Annotated in this window: 11 protein-coding genes and 2 pseudogenes; 5 read left to right on the forward strand and 8 right to left on the reverse strand. The window is 69.4% G+C overall.

Going from position 1 to position 13,583, the window contains the following annotated elements; genetic code table 11:
- Positions 1 to 400: 400 nt before the first annotated feature.
- Positions 401 to 529 (forward strand): annotated as a pseudogene (locus ACF1GV_RS30865) (lysine transporter LysE); the annotation flags it as partial.
- A gap of 368 nt (positions 530 to 897) precedes the next feature.
- On the opposite strand, the gene ACF1GV_RS30870 reads toward ACF1GV_RS30865, so the two are convergent.
- The 5 genes from ACF1GV_RS30870 to ACF1GV_RS30890 all read right to left on the reverse strand — a co-directional run bounded on the left by ACF1GV_RS30870 (position 898) and on the right by ACF1GV_RS30890 (position 5,751).
- A complete protein-coding gene (locus ACF1GV_RS30870) occupies positions 898 to 1,503 on the reverse strand; it encodes a dihydrofolate reductase family protein (protein WP_391687039.1) in 606 nt (201 codons plus the stop codon).
- 132 nt (positions 1,504 to 1,635) lie between these two features.
- Positions 1,636 to 2,658: a LacI family DNA-binding transcriptional regulator gene (locus tag ACF1GV_RS30875; RefSeq protein ID WP_391687042.1), complete on the reverse strand. Its 1,023-nt coding sequence runs from the start codon at positions 2,656 to 2,658 to the stop codon at positions 1,636 to 1,638.
- 75 nt (positions 2,659 to 2,733) lie between these two features.
- Positions 2,734 to 3,570 carry an ATP-binding cassette domain-containing protein gene (locus ACF1GV_RS30880; protein ID WP_391687046.1) on the reverse strand — a complete coding sequence of 279 codons (837 nt, stop codon included), beginning with the start codon at positions 3,568 to 3,570 and terminating at the stop codon, positions 2,734 to 2,736.
- Complete coding sequence (locus ACF1GV_RS30885) at positions 3,567 to 4,580, reverse strand: ABC transporter permease (protein ID WP_363262993.1); 1,014 nt, start codon at positions 4,578 to 4,580, stop codon at positions 3,567 to 3,569. Before ACF1GV_RS30885 ends, ACF1GV_RS30880 begins: the two co-directional genes overlap by 4 nt.
- A gap of 154 nt (positions 4,581 to 4,734) precedes the next feature.
- On the reverse strand, positions 4,735 to 5,751 hold the full coding sequence (locus tag ACF1GV_RS30890) for a sugar ABC transporter substrate-binding protein (RefSeq protein WP_391687050.1): 1,017 nt from the start codon (positions 5,749 to 5,751) through the stop codon (positions 4,735 to 4,737).
- A gap of 221 nt (positions 5,752 to 5,972) precedes the next feature.
- Here ACF1GV_RS30890 and ACF1GV_RS30895 point away from each other — a divergent pair, with 221 nt between their 5' ends.
- The 4 genes from ACF1GV_RS30895 (at position 5,973) to ACF1GV_RS30910 (ending at position 11,187) form a co-directional block, all read left to right on the forward strand.
- Positions 5,973 to 6,935: a carbohydrate kinase gene (locus tag ACF1GV_RS30895; RefSeq protein WP_391687053.1), complete on the forward strand. Its 963-nt coding sequence runs from the start codon at positions 5,973 to 5,975 to the stop codon at positions 6,933 to 6,935.
- A gap of 223 nt (positions 6,936 to 7,158) precedes the next feature.
- Positions 7,159 to 9,720 (forward strand): GH32 C-terminal domain-containing protein, encoded by a 2,562-nt coding sequence (locus ACF1GV_RS30900; RefSeq protein WP_391687056.1) that lies wholly within the window; start codon positions 7,159 to 7,161, stop codon positions 9,718 to 9,720.
- 36 nt (positions 9,721 to 9,756) lie between these two features.
- Positions 9,757 to 10,050 (forward strand): putative quinol monooxygenase, encoded by a 294-nt coding sequence (locus ACF1GV_RS30905; RefSeq protein ID WP_391687059.1) that lies wholly within the window; start codon positions 9,757 to 9,759, stop codon positions 10,048 to 10,050.
- 843 nt (positions 10,051 to 10,893) lie between these two features.
- Positions 10,894 to 11,187 carry a hypothetical protein gene (locus ACF1GV_RS30910; protein WP_391687062.1) on the forward strand — a complete coding sequence of 98 codons (294 nt, stop codon included), beginning with the start codon at positions 10,894 to 10,896 and terminating at the stop codon, positions 11,185 to 11,187.
- A gap of 131 nt (positions 11,188 to 11,318) precedes the next feature.
- Here the strand turns inward: ACF1GV_RS30910 and ACF1GV_RS30915 are convergent, their stop codons facing one another.
- The 3 genes and pseudogenes from ACF1GV_RS30915 to ACF1GV_RS30925 all read right to left on the reverse strand — a co-directional run bounded on the left by ACF1GV_RS30915 (position 11,319) and on the right by ACF1GV_RS30925 (position 13,327).
- On the reverse strand, positions 11,319 to 11,642 hold the full coding sequence (locus ACF1GV_RS30915) for a hypothetical protein (protein WP_391687329.1): 324 nt from the start codon (positions 11,640 to 11,642) through the stop codon (positions 11,319 to 11,321).
- Positions 11,643 to 11,681: 39 nt separating this feature from the next.
- Positions 11,682 to 11,846, reverse strand: a pseudogene (locus tag ACF1GV_RS30920) (IS5/IS1182 family transposase); the annotation flags it as partial.
- Positions 11,847 to 12,301: 455 nt separating this feature from the next.
- On the reverse strand, positions 12,302 to 13,327 hold the full coding sequence (locus ACF1GV_RS30925; protein WP_391687065.1) for a LacI family DNA-binding transcriptional regulator: 1,026 nt from the start codon (positions 13,325 to 13,327) through the stop codon (positions 12,302 to 12,304).
- Positions 13,328 to 13,583 lie beyond the last annotated feature (256 nt).

Genomic DNA, 13,583 nt, shown 5'->3' on the forward strand with positions numbered 1-13,583 from the left:
GGCGGCCAGTGTGTCGGTCAGGGGCGAGGTAGGGGTCACCCACCGGGGTGCGCTGCACGGGCCGCGGTGAACGGCCGGCGGCACCCACCGGGCCGAGGCGGCACGGAGCCACCGGGCCGACTCGGCGACGTGGACTCCGCGAACCACTCCTCCGTCATGAACGTCTCCGTCAGCCGGCTGATCGAGGACGCCCGTTGCGTGCGCCCTTTGCGCCGCCCGCCACGCCGACACGTCGGGGTGGAGAGAGACGCTGATTGAGTTGCCCGGCGGGCCGGGAGCCACCGAGGATTCTCACCATGACCACCGTGACCGTTCCCGTGCTGCAGATGCCCTCCTCCGCTTTCGCGGGGCGGGACCAGCAGCAGCCGGGCTGCCCGCGGAGGCCGACCGTGCACCGCGTGTGAGCGCGGCGCTGCTCGCCGGGCTCCTTGCCGGTTATGGCATCGCCATGCCGGTGGGAGCGGTCGCGACGTATCTCGTGGCTCTCACTGCCCGAACTTCGTTGAAGGCGGCACCGGCACCCACACTTCGTGGCGTTGGTGATGACCAGCCAGGTTCCACACTGTCCGGTCCGATGGAGAAGGAACTGTTCGTCCTGGCGGCCTTCGTGGCGTCCGCCAGTGGGCAGTTGCTCCTGTATGGAAGTCGGCCGGAGTCACGGCTCTTCTGGTCGCCCTCCTGCTCAACGTCACGTTCCTGGGCCTGGCCGTCTGGGCCGCACGCACAGGCAACCCCAGGCGCACCCGCCTCAGATGGTCTTTCTCCGTCCACGTCATCGCTGCTTCCGTACGGGCGCGGTCCGCACCAGCGCCCGGCCGGACGCGTGCTGACGCCGTGAGCACCTCGCCCGCCGGCAGTTTCCGTGCGCTGATCCGACAAGGACCAGAAGGGCGAGCCTTAGTAGCTGTCGTAGCTCGGCTTACCGTTCGGTCGATAGACGCCGATGATCGTGCCGCCCTTCGTCGTCGAGACACTGACCGGCTCCAGCGCAGTGGGGATCGCTCCGTCGGCGAACAGCCGCTTGCCGGTGCCGATGATCACCGGATGGATGGTCAGCCGGTACTCGTCGACGAGGCCGTGCCGCATGAGGGTCTGGGCGAGGTCGCCGCTGCCGACGACGTTGAGGTTGCCGCCCTCGGACGCCTTCAGCTTGCCTACGGCATCGACGACGTCGCCCTCCAGCAGCGTGGAGTTCTGCCACTCCACGGACGTCAGGGTCCGAGACGCCACGTACTTGTGCATGCTGTTCATCCGGTCGGTGAACGGGTTGCCGGGATCGGCGGTCGGCCAGTACGACGCGAAAATCTCGTACGTCTTGCGGCCGAGCAACATCGCGTCGGAGTCCTCGTACCAACCCGCGATGGCCGCGCCGACCTCGTCATCGGCCACCGGCTTCTGCCAGCCGCCGTGCTCGAAGCCGCTCTCAGCGTCCTCGTCCGGACCGCCCGGCGCCTGCATGACGCCGTCCAGCGTCAGGAACGTGCAAACGATGATCTTGCGCATGGTGCGCTCCCTTCGTTGGACGGGTAGACCGCACCATCGCCGGAAACTCATCGGCCGAGATGATGCCAAGGACCGCAACACAGCCGGAGTACTCGGACGTCCAAGCCGAAGAGGACTGATCCCCGCCCAGCCTTACAGCACCGGAGCCGGCTGTTCCCCCGACCCGCGGACGATCAGGCGGGTGGGAATGGTGATGCCGCGGGCGCGGGAGCGGTCGCCGTCCAGACGGGCCAGGGCGGTGGTCGCCGCCGTTCGGCCGATCTCTTCGGGGTTTTGGGCGACGACGGTCAGGGCCGGCTCGAGTGCCTCGGCGAGTTCCACGTCGTCGAAGGCGATGACGGCGACGTCCTTCCGTTTGCGGCGGGCGAGTTCGGTGATGATGCCCAGGGCGACGATGTTGTTGCCGGCGAACAGGGCGGTGGGCGGATCCGCCAGGCTCAGGAGCTGGGAGGTCGCGGTGGAGGCCCCGTGCTGGTCGTGGGCATCGGTGACCAGGGAGCGGTCGTAGGGGATGTCCGCTTCCTGCAGGGCCGCACGGTATCCGGCCAGGCGCTCGCGGCGGGTGTAGAGCTTGGCGGGGAGGTCGCCGACGAAGCCGATGCGCCGGTGGCCGTGGGCGATCAAGTGGGCGACGCCGTCCTGGGCGCCCGCACGGTTGGAGCTGACGACGCTGTCCGTGGAAAGGCCCACGCCCGGACGGTCGAGGAAGACGACGGGCAGGCCCGCGGTGCGGTGGGTCTTGAGGTGGGAGTGGTCGGCGCCGACGGACGGCACGACCATGAGGATGCTGACGCGGCGGGCGAGGAACTTGTCCGTCAGGGCGCGTTCGCGGTCGGGATCGTCGGCGGACGAGCCCATGAGGAGGGTCAGTCCGCGGTCGCGGACGGTGTCCTCGATGCTGCGCGCCACGGCGCCGAAGAAGGGGTTGCCGAGGTCGGGGATGACCAGCCCGATGGTGGTGTCGGGTCCGCCGACGCGGATGTTGCGTGCCATGAGGTTCGGCTGGAAGCCGAGCTTGGCCACGGCGGCGAGCACCTGTTCCCTGGTCTGGGCCGAGGCGGGCCCGTCCTCGTTGAGGACGCGGGATACGGTCTTGGCGCTGACGCCCACTTCTCGGGCGACGTCGGCCAGGGTGGGGCGGCGGTTCGCTGCCATGGAGGAACGGTCTCCTCTGCTCGTCGGTTCCGGCCGCGGCCTCGGCCGGATTCCGTCGAGTGTCGAGTGATGCGGTCAGGTGGCCTGGACTCCCGCGGCCTTCGCCGCCTTGGAATCCGTTACGACAGTATCTCCGGCCGCGTCCACGGTGAGTGCGCCGGTCATGATGGCGACGACCTCCGCCATGGAGTAGTCGGACGGCTTGATCACGGCCGCGCGCTTGCCCAGCCGGTGGACGTGGATCCGGTCGGCGATCTCGAAGACGTGGGGCATGTTGTGGCTGATCAGGACGACCGGCATGCCCTTGTCCCGGACGCGGCGGATGAGGTCCAGGACCTGGCCCGACTCCTTGACGCCGAGCGCGGCGGTGGGTTCGTCCATGACGACGACGCTGCGGGCCCAGGCGACGGAACGGGCGACCGCGACGGCCTGCCGCTGTCCTCCGGAGAGGGTCTCGACCGGCTGTGTCAGCGAGCGCAGGCCGATCTTCAGGTCGGCCATGTGCTCGGCGGCCTCCTGGCGCATGCGCTTCTTGTCGAGCATGCGGAAGGCGCTGCCGAGGATGCCGGGGCGGCGAAGTTCACGCCCGAGGAACATGTTGGAGGCGATGTCCATGGAGGCGGCGACGGCGAGGTCCTGGTAGACCGTCTCGATGCCGTGGGCGCGTGCGCTCTGCGGCCCGGAGAACTGGATCGGCTTGCCGTTGAGGAGGATCTCGCCCGCGTCGGGGACCACCGCACCGGTAAGTGCCTTGATCAGGCTGGTCTTTCCGGCGCCGTTGTCGCCGATCACGGCCAGGACCTCGCCGGGCAGCAGGTCGAAGTCGGCGCCGTCGATGGCGGTGACGTGGCCGTAGCGCTTGACCAGACCGCGGGCCTGCAGGACGGGGGTGGGGGAGGAGGTGGCGGTCATCGGGCCTTCTTCCGGGAGATCTGGTCGACGGTCACCGCGAGGATCACCAGGACTCCGGTGATCAGCGTCTGGTAGATGGAGGCGACACCCATCAGCTGCAGGCCGTTGCGGAAGACACCGACGATGAGGACGCCGATGAAGGTGCCCAGGACCGAGCCGCGTCCGCCGAAGAGGCTGGTGCCGCCGAGGACCACGGCCGTGATGCTGTCGAGGTTGTCGGTCTGGCCGGCCTGGGGGTCGCCCACTCCGGTGCGGGAGATGAGCAGCAGTGCGGCGATGCCGTAGAGCAGGCCGGCCACGGTGTAGACGCCGATGGTCAGTCGAGAGGTGCGGATGCCGTTCAGCCGCGCGGCTTCCTGGCTGTTGCCCAGAGCGTAGACGTGCCGGCCCCAGCCGGTGCTGCTCAGCGCGTAGGCGAGGAGGAGGAACAGGGCGATGGTGACCAGGGAGCCGTACGTGATGTCGGTGTGACCGAGCGGGAAGGTCTGCCCGAGAGCCGTCAGCGGGCCGGGCAGGTCGGTGACCGTCTGCTCCGCGGAGTAGATGTGGGTCAGCGCGAACGCCACGTTGAGCATGCCGAGGGTCACGATGAACGGCGGCAGCGGGATCTTCTGCACCAGCAGGCCGTTGAGCAGCCCGAAGCCGCCGCAGACCGCGATGCCCACAGTGATGGCGAGGAGCGGGGGCAGCGAGCCCTCGGCGGCCATCTTTGCGATCATGATGCTGCCGAACGCCATCACGGCACCACAGGACAGGTCGATGCCCGCGGTGAGGATGATCAGCGTCTGACCGATGGCGAGGGTGCCGACGACCATGACCTGCTGAACGATGAGCGAGAAGTTCCCGCCGGTGAGGAACTGGTCGGTCGAGAAGGAGAAGAAGGCGCAGGCCAGAAGGAGGGCGACCAGCGGGCCGGTGGTCGGTGCCGTGAGCAGCCTGCGGGCTGTGGTCGGCGCCTTGAGGTCGGCGTACACCGAGGACGTACTCGGGGGCGTGGACGTGGCGGTCATGCGAAGTCCTTGTCGGAAGGCAGGAGTCCTTGTCCGGCTTTGCGGTGAAACGGGAGGACAAGGCGGCGGGGGAGGCGGCCGTCCCCGTCGGGGAGGTGGGGCCGGCCGCCCCGCTGAATGGAGAGGCGGCGGATGTACGGTCCTCGGGGGCGGCTCAGCCCCAGCAGTTCTCCAGGCCGTAGGCGGTGTCCTTGGCGGTGACCCCGGCCTGGGCCTTGTCGGTGATCAGGGTGACGCCGGTGTCGGTGTACCCCGACGCCTTCTTGCCGCCCTTGGCGTACGTCACGACGGCCTTGACGCCCTCGGCGGCCATCTTCAGCGGGTACTGCTGTGAGGTCGCGGTGATCTTGCCGTCCTTGACGGCCTGGGTGCCGGTGCAGCCGCCGTCGACGGAGACGATCAGGACGTCCTTCTCGCGGCCCTTGGCCTTCAGCGCGGTGTACGCGCCGAGGGCGGCCGGCTCGTTGATGGTGTAGACGACGTTGACGCCGGGTTCCTTCTGGAGGCAGTTCTCCATGGCGGTCTGGCCCTTGGCCTGGTCGCCGCCGGTGTCCTGGGCGCACGCGACGTCCTTGTCGGTGGCGCCGAACCCCTTGAGGAAGCCGTTGTGCCGCTGGATGCCGACGGAGACGCCCGGTGCGAGGTCGAGGGTGGCTATCTTGGCGGTCTTGCCCTTCATGGCGGCCTTGGCGTACTCGCCGATCAGCCGGCCGGCCTTGAGGTTGTCGGTGGCGAAGAGGGCGTCGACGGCGCTCTCCGGCTCGGTCGGGGTGTCCAGGGCGATGACCAGGACCCCCTTGGCCTTCGCCTTCGCGATCGCGGGCACGATCGCCTTGGAGTCGCTGGGGGTGATCAGGATGCCTTTCACCCCGGCGGCGACCATGTTCTCCACGGCGGTGACCTGACCGGCGTTGTCCCCGTCGAACTTGCCCGCGGCGGTCATGAGTTGGGCGCCGTTCTCCTTGGCGGCCTTCTCCGCGCCTTCCTTCATCTTCACGAAGAACGGGTTGGTGTCGGTCTTGGTGATCAGACCGACTTTGACGCTGCCCGAACCGGAGCCGGCGGTGTCCGTTCCGGAGCCGGATCCACAGGCCGTCAGGGTGAGTGCTGCCAGGCCGGTGCACGCGGCGACTCTGAGGATGGCTGAGGGCAGCCGAGGGGTGCGAGACATGAACGACTCCTGCGGGATTGCGGGCGGTGCGGCGGCATCGGAGCACGCCGTCTCCGGGTGTCATCGTTGACTTATGTCATCGTTGACACTGCTTGCCGAGGATGATGGACTCCGTCTCCCGGCAACGTCAATGCCTTGCACCCGACACAAGTCCGTAACGGTCGCGGCGGACGCCCGGTCCGTGCCCGCTTCGCCCGTGCATTCGCAGAGAAGAGCAGCCCATGAGCCCGCGCCAGATCACCGTCCTGGGGGAGTGCGTCGCGGACGCGTTCACCGGACCCGCAAGCGCCTCGTACGAACTCGCCCTGCGAGTGCTGCCCGGCGGCGGGCCTGCGAACACGGCCGTCGCCCTGGCCCGCCTCGGCACCCCGGCACGCTTCCTCGCGAGGCTGTCCGGCGATGTGTTCGGCCGCCTCTTCCGGGCCCACCTGGAGGCGTCCGGGGTGGACCTGTCGAGCGCGGTCGCGGCCGCGGAACCCAGCACGCTGGCGGTGGCGGAGCTGGACGCCGAGGGGCAGGCCGCCTTCTCCTTCCATGCACAGGCCACGGCCGACTGGCAGTGGACGGCCGAGGAACTGGCAGGGGTGGACCTGTCCGAGACAGGCTGTGTGCACACCGGATCCCTCGCCTTGGTCCGGGAGCCCGGAGCGGCGGTGGTGGAGGATTTCCTGGCCGCGGCGGCCCCTCGGGCGACCATCAGCATCGACCCCAACGTCCGGCCACTGCTGGTGGGGCCCGAGGTCTACCGCGCCCGGCTGGCGCGCTGGTGCGACCTCGCCGATGTGCTCCGGCTGAGCGAGGACGACCTGGAGCTCCTGCTCCCTGGCACGCCGCCCGAGCAGGCGTGCGACATCTGGCACGCGGCCGGGGCGCGGCTCGTCGTGATCACGCGCGGTGCCGACGGCGCCCTGGCCTCACTCGACGGCGAACGGCTGCAGGTTCCCGCCGTTGCGACACGGGTCGTCGACACGGTCGGGGCGGGGGACTCCTTCACGGCCGGGCTGCTGCACCACCTCGGGGCCCGCGGCCTCCTCGGCGGACGGCTGAAGGAAATACGCCTCGACGACGTCGCCGAAGCCTGCCGGTTCGCCACCCGGGTCGCGGCCCTGACCTGCTCCGTCGCGGGTCCCAACCCGCCGTGGCAGAGCGAGCCGGCGCAGCTCGCGGCAGCCGGGCGTGCGTGAACGGTCAGCCAGGCCGCGCGGGACAGTCAGGCTCGCACCGTTGACGCAGTGGCCGGATTGCCTTCATCATCGGGCCACTCGATGTCATCGATGACACAAGTCAACGATGACACCGCCTTGCAAGGTGCCGGCGGACGACGGTGCCGACGAGGCGTCACTTTTCGGTCCGCCCCTGCCGGGCAGCAGGCTCCGCAGCGCGGACGGCCGCAGCACAGGAGACACCATGAGCTCTGGACGCGTATCCCCTCATGCCCGCACTCGGCTGATCGCGGCGGTCGCAGCCGTCTGCGCTCTGTCCGCCGCCTCACTGGCCCCTCAGGCCGTGGCTGCCGACACCCCGCCCTACGCCGAGACCTATCGCCCCCAGTTCCACTTCACCCCGGAGAAGAACTGGATGAACGACCCCAACGGCCTCGTGTACTACAAGGGTGAGTATCACCTCTTCTACCAGCACAACCCGAACGGCAACTCCTGGGGTGACATGTCCTGGGGGCACGCGGTGAGCACGGACCTCGTGCACTGGAAGGAGCTGCCGCTCGCCCTGTCGCACGACGACAAGGAGATGGTGTTCTCCGGGAGTGCGGTCGTCGACTGGAACAACACCACCGGGTTCGGCACGAAGAAGAACCCGCCCATGGTGGCGATCTACACCAGCGCCTACAAGAACGGCGGCAAGCAGGCCCAGTCGCTCGCCTACAGCACCGACCGCGGCCGCACCTGGACCAAGTACCAGGGCAATCCCGTCATCGACATCGGCTCCACAGAGTTCCGCGACCCCAAGGTCCAGTGGTACGCGCCGACCAAGAGCTGGCTGATGACGGTGTCGCTGTCCACCGAGCACAAGGTGCGGTTCTACTCGTCCAAGAACCTCAGGGACTGGAACCAGCTCAGCGAGTTCGGGCCGGCCGGCGCGACCGGTGGCGTGTGGGAGTGCCCCGACCTGTTCCCCCTCGCGGTCGACGGGGACGAGAACAACATCAAGTGGGTGCTGGTCGTCAATATCAACCCCGGTGGAATCGCAGGCGGTTCGGCCGCCCAGTACTTCATCGGCGACTTCGACGGAAGGAAGTTCACCGCCGAGGACAAGGGCACCTACACCCCGCCCGCCGGCCAGGTCGTGCAGGACTTCGAGAGCGGCGACTTCGGCGCGTGGACGACCACCGGCACCGCGTTCGGCCAGGCGCCGGCAGCCGGGGCGCTGGACGGTCAGGGTACGGTCGACGGCTACGACGGCAAGGGCCTCGCCAACAGCTTTCACGCGGGCGACGCCGCCACCGGCACCCTCACCTCACCCGAATTCACCGTTGCCGGCCCCTATCTGAACTTCGAAATCGGCGGCGGACGGCACCCGCACGAGCCCGGAACCGTGATGGAGCAAGGGCCACCACCCGCAGGCACGGTCCTCGCCGACTTCGAAGGCGGCACCTACGGCGACTGGACGAAGACGGGAGACGCCTTCGGCACCGCACCGGCCACCAGCACCCTCCCCGACCAGCAAGAAGTCTCCGGCTTCCTGGGCAACGGCCTGGTCGACACCTACCTGAACGGTGACGCCACCACCGGCACCCTCACCTCCCCCGAATTCACCATCGACAAGAACCACATCAACTTCCTCATCGGCGGCGGCAACCACCCCGCCGGCTCCGCCAATCCCACCGCCCTCGAACTCCTCGTCGACGGTCAAGTGGTGCGCAGCGCCACCGGAAAGGACGCCGAGGCACTCAACTGGTCTTCCTGGGACGTCGGCGACCTCGCCGGCAAGAAGGCGCAGATAAGGATCGTCGACGACAACACCGGCGGCTGGGGCCACCTCAACGTCGACCACATCATGCTCTCCGACACCAAGGCCCAGCCCGTCTCCCAGGAGACGTCGGTCAACCTGATCGTCGACGGCGAGGTCGTCCGCAGCGCCACCGGCTCCAACAGCGAGACCCTTGACTGGGCCTCCTTCGACCTGCACCCCTACCTCGGCAAGAAGGCGCAGATCCAGGTCGTCGACATGAACACCGCCGGCTGGGGCCACATCATGGCCGATCAGTTCACCGAAGCCGACAAGCCCGCCAAGTCGGTCGTGCAGCGCGCCGACTGGGCCGACTACGGCAAGGACTACTACGCGGCGGTGTCCTGGGAGGACGCCCCGGGCGGCAAGCGCTACATGGTCGGCTGGATGAACAACTGGGACTACGGCGGCGCCATCCCCACCTCCCCCTGGCGTGGCGCGCAGAGCGTCCCCCGGGAGATGGCCCTGCGCACCGTCAACGGCCGAATCCGGCTGACCAGCACGCCGGTGCGCAGCCTGGAGTCCCTCCGGGAGAAGCGCCCGGCGACGGCGGCCGACGTCACCGTCAACGGCACCTCGAAGCCCCTGATCGGTCCCGCGGCAAAGGGCAAAGCGCTCGACATCGAGGCGACCTTCTCGCTCGAGGACGCCGAACGGTTCGGCCTGAAGGTGCGCACCGGCGCCCGAGGCGAGGAGACCGTCATCGGCTACGACACCACGACCCAGGAGCTGTACGTCGACCGCACCCGCTCCGGTGCCGTGGACTTCAACAGCACCTTCCCCGGCGCCCAGCGAGCACCGCTGCAGGCCAGGAACGGCAAGGTGAAACTGCGGATCCTCGTCGACTGGTCGTCCGTCGAGGTCTTCGGCGGCAGGGGCGAAGCAGTGATCACCGACCAGATCTTCCCCGACCCCGACAGTCAGGGAGTGCAGGTCTTCGCCGAGAACGGCTCGGTGAAGCTGGACCGGGCCCGTGTCTGGCAGCTCGACTCCTACCGCGACTGATCCTCACATCACACCCGACCAAGGAGGACACCACCCGTGAACAAGACCCTGCTCGCCGAGTTCACCGCACGCGAGGGCGCGGAGGACGAGGTCGCCCGCCTGATCCTGGAGTACGCCCGGAAGGTACGCGAGGAAGACGGCAACCTCGCCTTCGACGTCTACACCAAGGCGTCGAGTCCGCGCTCCTACTGGATCTTCGAGACGTACCGGGACGAGGACGCCTTCCAGGCGCACCTGACGGCCCCGTACGGTGCGCCGTTCAACACCGAACTCGCGCCGCTGATCGAGGAGGACGCCTCGGTGCTGACCTTCCTGGATCCGGTGGCCTGACCGCGGCCCGGCCCGCCTCGCGGGCCGGGCGGTGCCGATCTTGTTCATGCCGCCGGTCGTGACGCGGGGCATGCCGAGGGAGTTGTAGCTGCAGGCGTAGTCCGCGTTGCCGTGGGTGGCTGCCGGGCCGTCGGGGCAGATCACCTTGCGGTGGTCGTCAGGCTCAGGGGCCGGAGAGGCATCCCTCCTTGAGGTCCGGTGCCGGGATCAGGCCGGGAGGTTCTTTCGGTCGCCGTCGTCGCCACGCGATGGGCCGACTGTGCCCGGCTGCGGGTGCGCTGTCGTCGCTCGCGATGTCTCCGGTGCGGGCGTGCCGGCAGCGGTTGACACGCGCCTTGGTGTTACCGGTGCCTGACCACCACAGCCATACCGGCTTGTTCGCGCCGCCGCTGGGCAGCCGGCAATTGCCGGTGAAGGCGCTGCCGCGCCACTCGTGCAAGCCGTGCAGGCGCCCGATCCGCTCCCTGGTCGTTGAGGAGAGCGAGGACGAACGGCTGCCCGCGGCTTCCGCCGCGGAACGTGCCGGGGGAGGACCGGGACGACGAACAGGTCGTCGGCCAGCGGCGCTGGCCCGCCGAGGATGGATCGACGCCATGCGGAGTGGCGGTTCTGGCGCCCGACCAATACCCCCGTTGCGCCCCCCTCGTGCTCCTGGACGAACCGATGCCCCCTTGCCCGATCCGCGCCGCTTCGCCACAGTTCGGAGTCAGGTGATCTCGCAACGCAGGCACACGAGGAGGATCAATGCTCTACAGCCGCAGTGCAGCCCGGCGCGCATCGTCCACATGGCGCAGGCTTACAACGGTCGGCGCCGGCCTGGCTGCCGTCGGCACGCTGCTGTTGGTGACCGCACCACCGGCAGGCGCCGAGGTGAAGTCCACCTGCGGCAGCTACATCTGCGTCGCTACCGCATATCAGGGCCGCGACTACGTCCAGGACATCACCGTCACCACCAAGGACGGCCTGCCAGGGACACTGCGCGCCTTCGTCGGCGACTACCGAGGGAGCAAGGCGAACGTCTCGCGCTGGCGGTTCGTCGTCAACCGGGAGATCAGGGCCTACCCGAGGCTTGCCGTCTGCGGCGGCCTCGACCGCAGCGGCCGGTTCATCGAGAACCACTGCGTGATGCTCCCCTGATCCCTGCCGGGCGCACCCCGAATTGGCGCCGCGCTGCTGCAAGGGCGGTGGCTGTACGCGCACGCCGGCGGCATCACCGTCACCGGCCACAGCCAGCTGCGCAATAGGCCGTGGTCGTTGCATGTGGCGAGCTATGAGCCGGCCTCTGATGTGAGCACAGCGAGGTGACGCAGGCGCTGGTAGTACCGGAAGTCTTCCGCAGTGGTGAGCACGGGCAAGACCATGTCCAGGTCGGCGATGCAGTTGTGCAGAATCCGGCGGCGGTTTGGGTCGAGAGCGCTGCTGTTGGCCCGCCATGCCGACACGCATCCGGCGACGTCCGCGTCCAGCATCACCATGTCGATGCCCATCAGTTCCGCACCGCGCAATCCGGCGGGGAACTTCGCGTCCAGGTGCTCCTGCCACAGCCGGGCTACGACGGCTCGGTGCTCGTTCTCTCTGCTCACGGGGGCCATTCTCCTTCGCGCGCTTCCCGCCCCGCCCGGTCTGGCAGGGAGTCGGCGGTGGCCGATCAAAGTTGCGGGGATGCCGGTCAAGGCGAGGAAGTGCTCAGCCTTGCGCTCGTGGCGGCGGAGCAGACGGCGGAATCCGCGAAGCCAGCCGACCGTGCGCTCGACGATCCAGCGGTGCGGGCCGAGGCGGACGGAAGACTCGATGCCGTGCGGGCAACGGGGTTGGCGGCGCGCCCCATGCCGGATGATCCGAGCACTGCTTCGTTCCCACCCGGTGATTCCCTGCCCGGCACTGCCTGGCACCAAAGGCCAGACCTTGGATGGTGAGGGGGACCTTCCGCGTGAGCCCGTCGCGTTCACCCGGATCGCGGTCTGGTGTTCGGGACGCGTCCCCGGGTCAGCCAGTCGCCCAGGCGAGCCGGACCCCGGTCGCCATGAACCCCGCCTGCACCAGCCCGAGTGCCTGGCTCACGAGTAGGTCGTCCGGGGCCGGCCGACCGTCCGCGTGGCGGTTGTTGACCAGTTCCTGCAGGAAGTCCGGCGGCGTCTGCGGACGGGCCCGGCAGATGGTCGGCCACCGTCGCGCGCAGGACTCGGCCGGCGTGTCGGCCGCGGAGGGTGTGCAGCGGGCGCAGCCACCGCAGGTGCCCCTTCATCAACACCTATTTCCCGGTCCCGGGCATGCCCTTCGACCCGGTCTCCCGCATCGGCGGCGGTGCCGTGCTGTCGCGCACCACCAGCCGGGTCGGCACCAGCGTGGTGCCGCGGTCCGCGCCCTCGCCGCGCACCTTGCGCAAGGCGGCCTCCACGCAGAGCCGTCCCACCTCCGCGAAGTCCTGGTGGACGGTCGTCAGCGGGGGCAGGAAGTGCGCGGCCTCGGGGATGTCGTCGAAACCGACGACGCTGACGTCCTCGGGGACACGCCGGCCGTGTTCGTGCAGGGCGCGCTGCAGGCCGAGCGCCATCTGGTCGTTGGCCACGAAGACCGCCGTACAGTCCTCCCGCCGCGCGAGTTCCCGTCCCGCATGGTAGCCGGACTCCGTCGACCAGTCGCCCTGGACCGGCGGCGGCGGGACGCGTCCGGACTCGGTGAGGACCGCGCGCCAGGCGTCGGTGCGGCGCTGGGCGGCGAAGGAGCCCTCGGGGCCCGCGAGGTGCCAGACGGTCTCGTGCCCGAGGCCGAGGAGGTGCCGCACCGCCGCGCGGGTGCCGCCGGCCTGGTCGGTGTCGACCACGGTGTAGCGGTCACCGGCGTCGGAGTCGACGACCACCACCTGCACGTGCGGGGGCAGGGTGATCGTCGCCGCGTCCAGGAGGTGGACCTCCATGATGACGATCACGGCGTCGACGGCGAGTTCCTCCAGCCGGGAGAACGCCCCGCGCACCTCGTCCTGGGTGGGCACGGCGACCGGCAGCAGCGTGACCGCGTACCCTTCCTGCGCCGCGGAGGTGGCGATCGCCTCGAGCGTGCGCACATTGCCGGTGGTGGCGAGCGTGAACGTGATGACGCCGATGGTGCGGAACTCGCCCCGCTTGAGCGCGCGGGCCGCGCTGTTGGGGCGATATCCGAGTTCCTTCATCGCGTCGAGCACCGCGCGGCGGGTCTCCTCGTTGACACCGGCATAGCCGTTGGACACCCGGGAGACCGTCTGGGAGGAGACGCCGGCGAGACGGGCGACATCCGCCATGGAGGCGGTGCGGGGGCCGCGCCGCGCCCGCCTGCGGCCGCCGGCCGTAGCGGCACTGTCCGTGCCCCCGGCCGCAGCGGTGCCCCCGGCCCCAGCCGTGCCCTCCGCGTCGCCTGAGGCTGCGGCGGCCTCGGAGCCGTCCGTGTGCGCCGGACGTGTCGTAGCCATGTCCACGGGCCGTCAGCCGCCTTCCCGTCGTGGTTCGAGTGACGGTTCACCGTGGCAGACCACTCGAACCACTCGACCGCCACTGACG

Source organism: Streptomyces sp. NPDC014006, assembly GCF_043088925.1.
Taxonomy (GTDB): Bacteria; Actinomycetota; Actinomycetes; order Streptomycetales; family Streptomycetaceae; genus Streptomyces.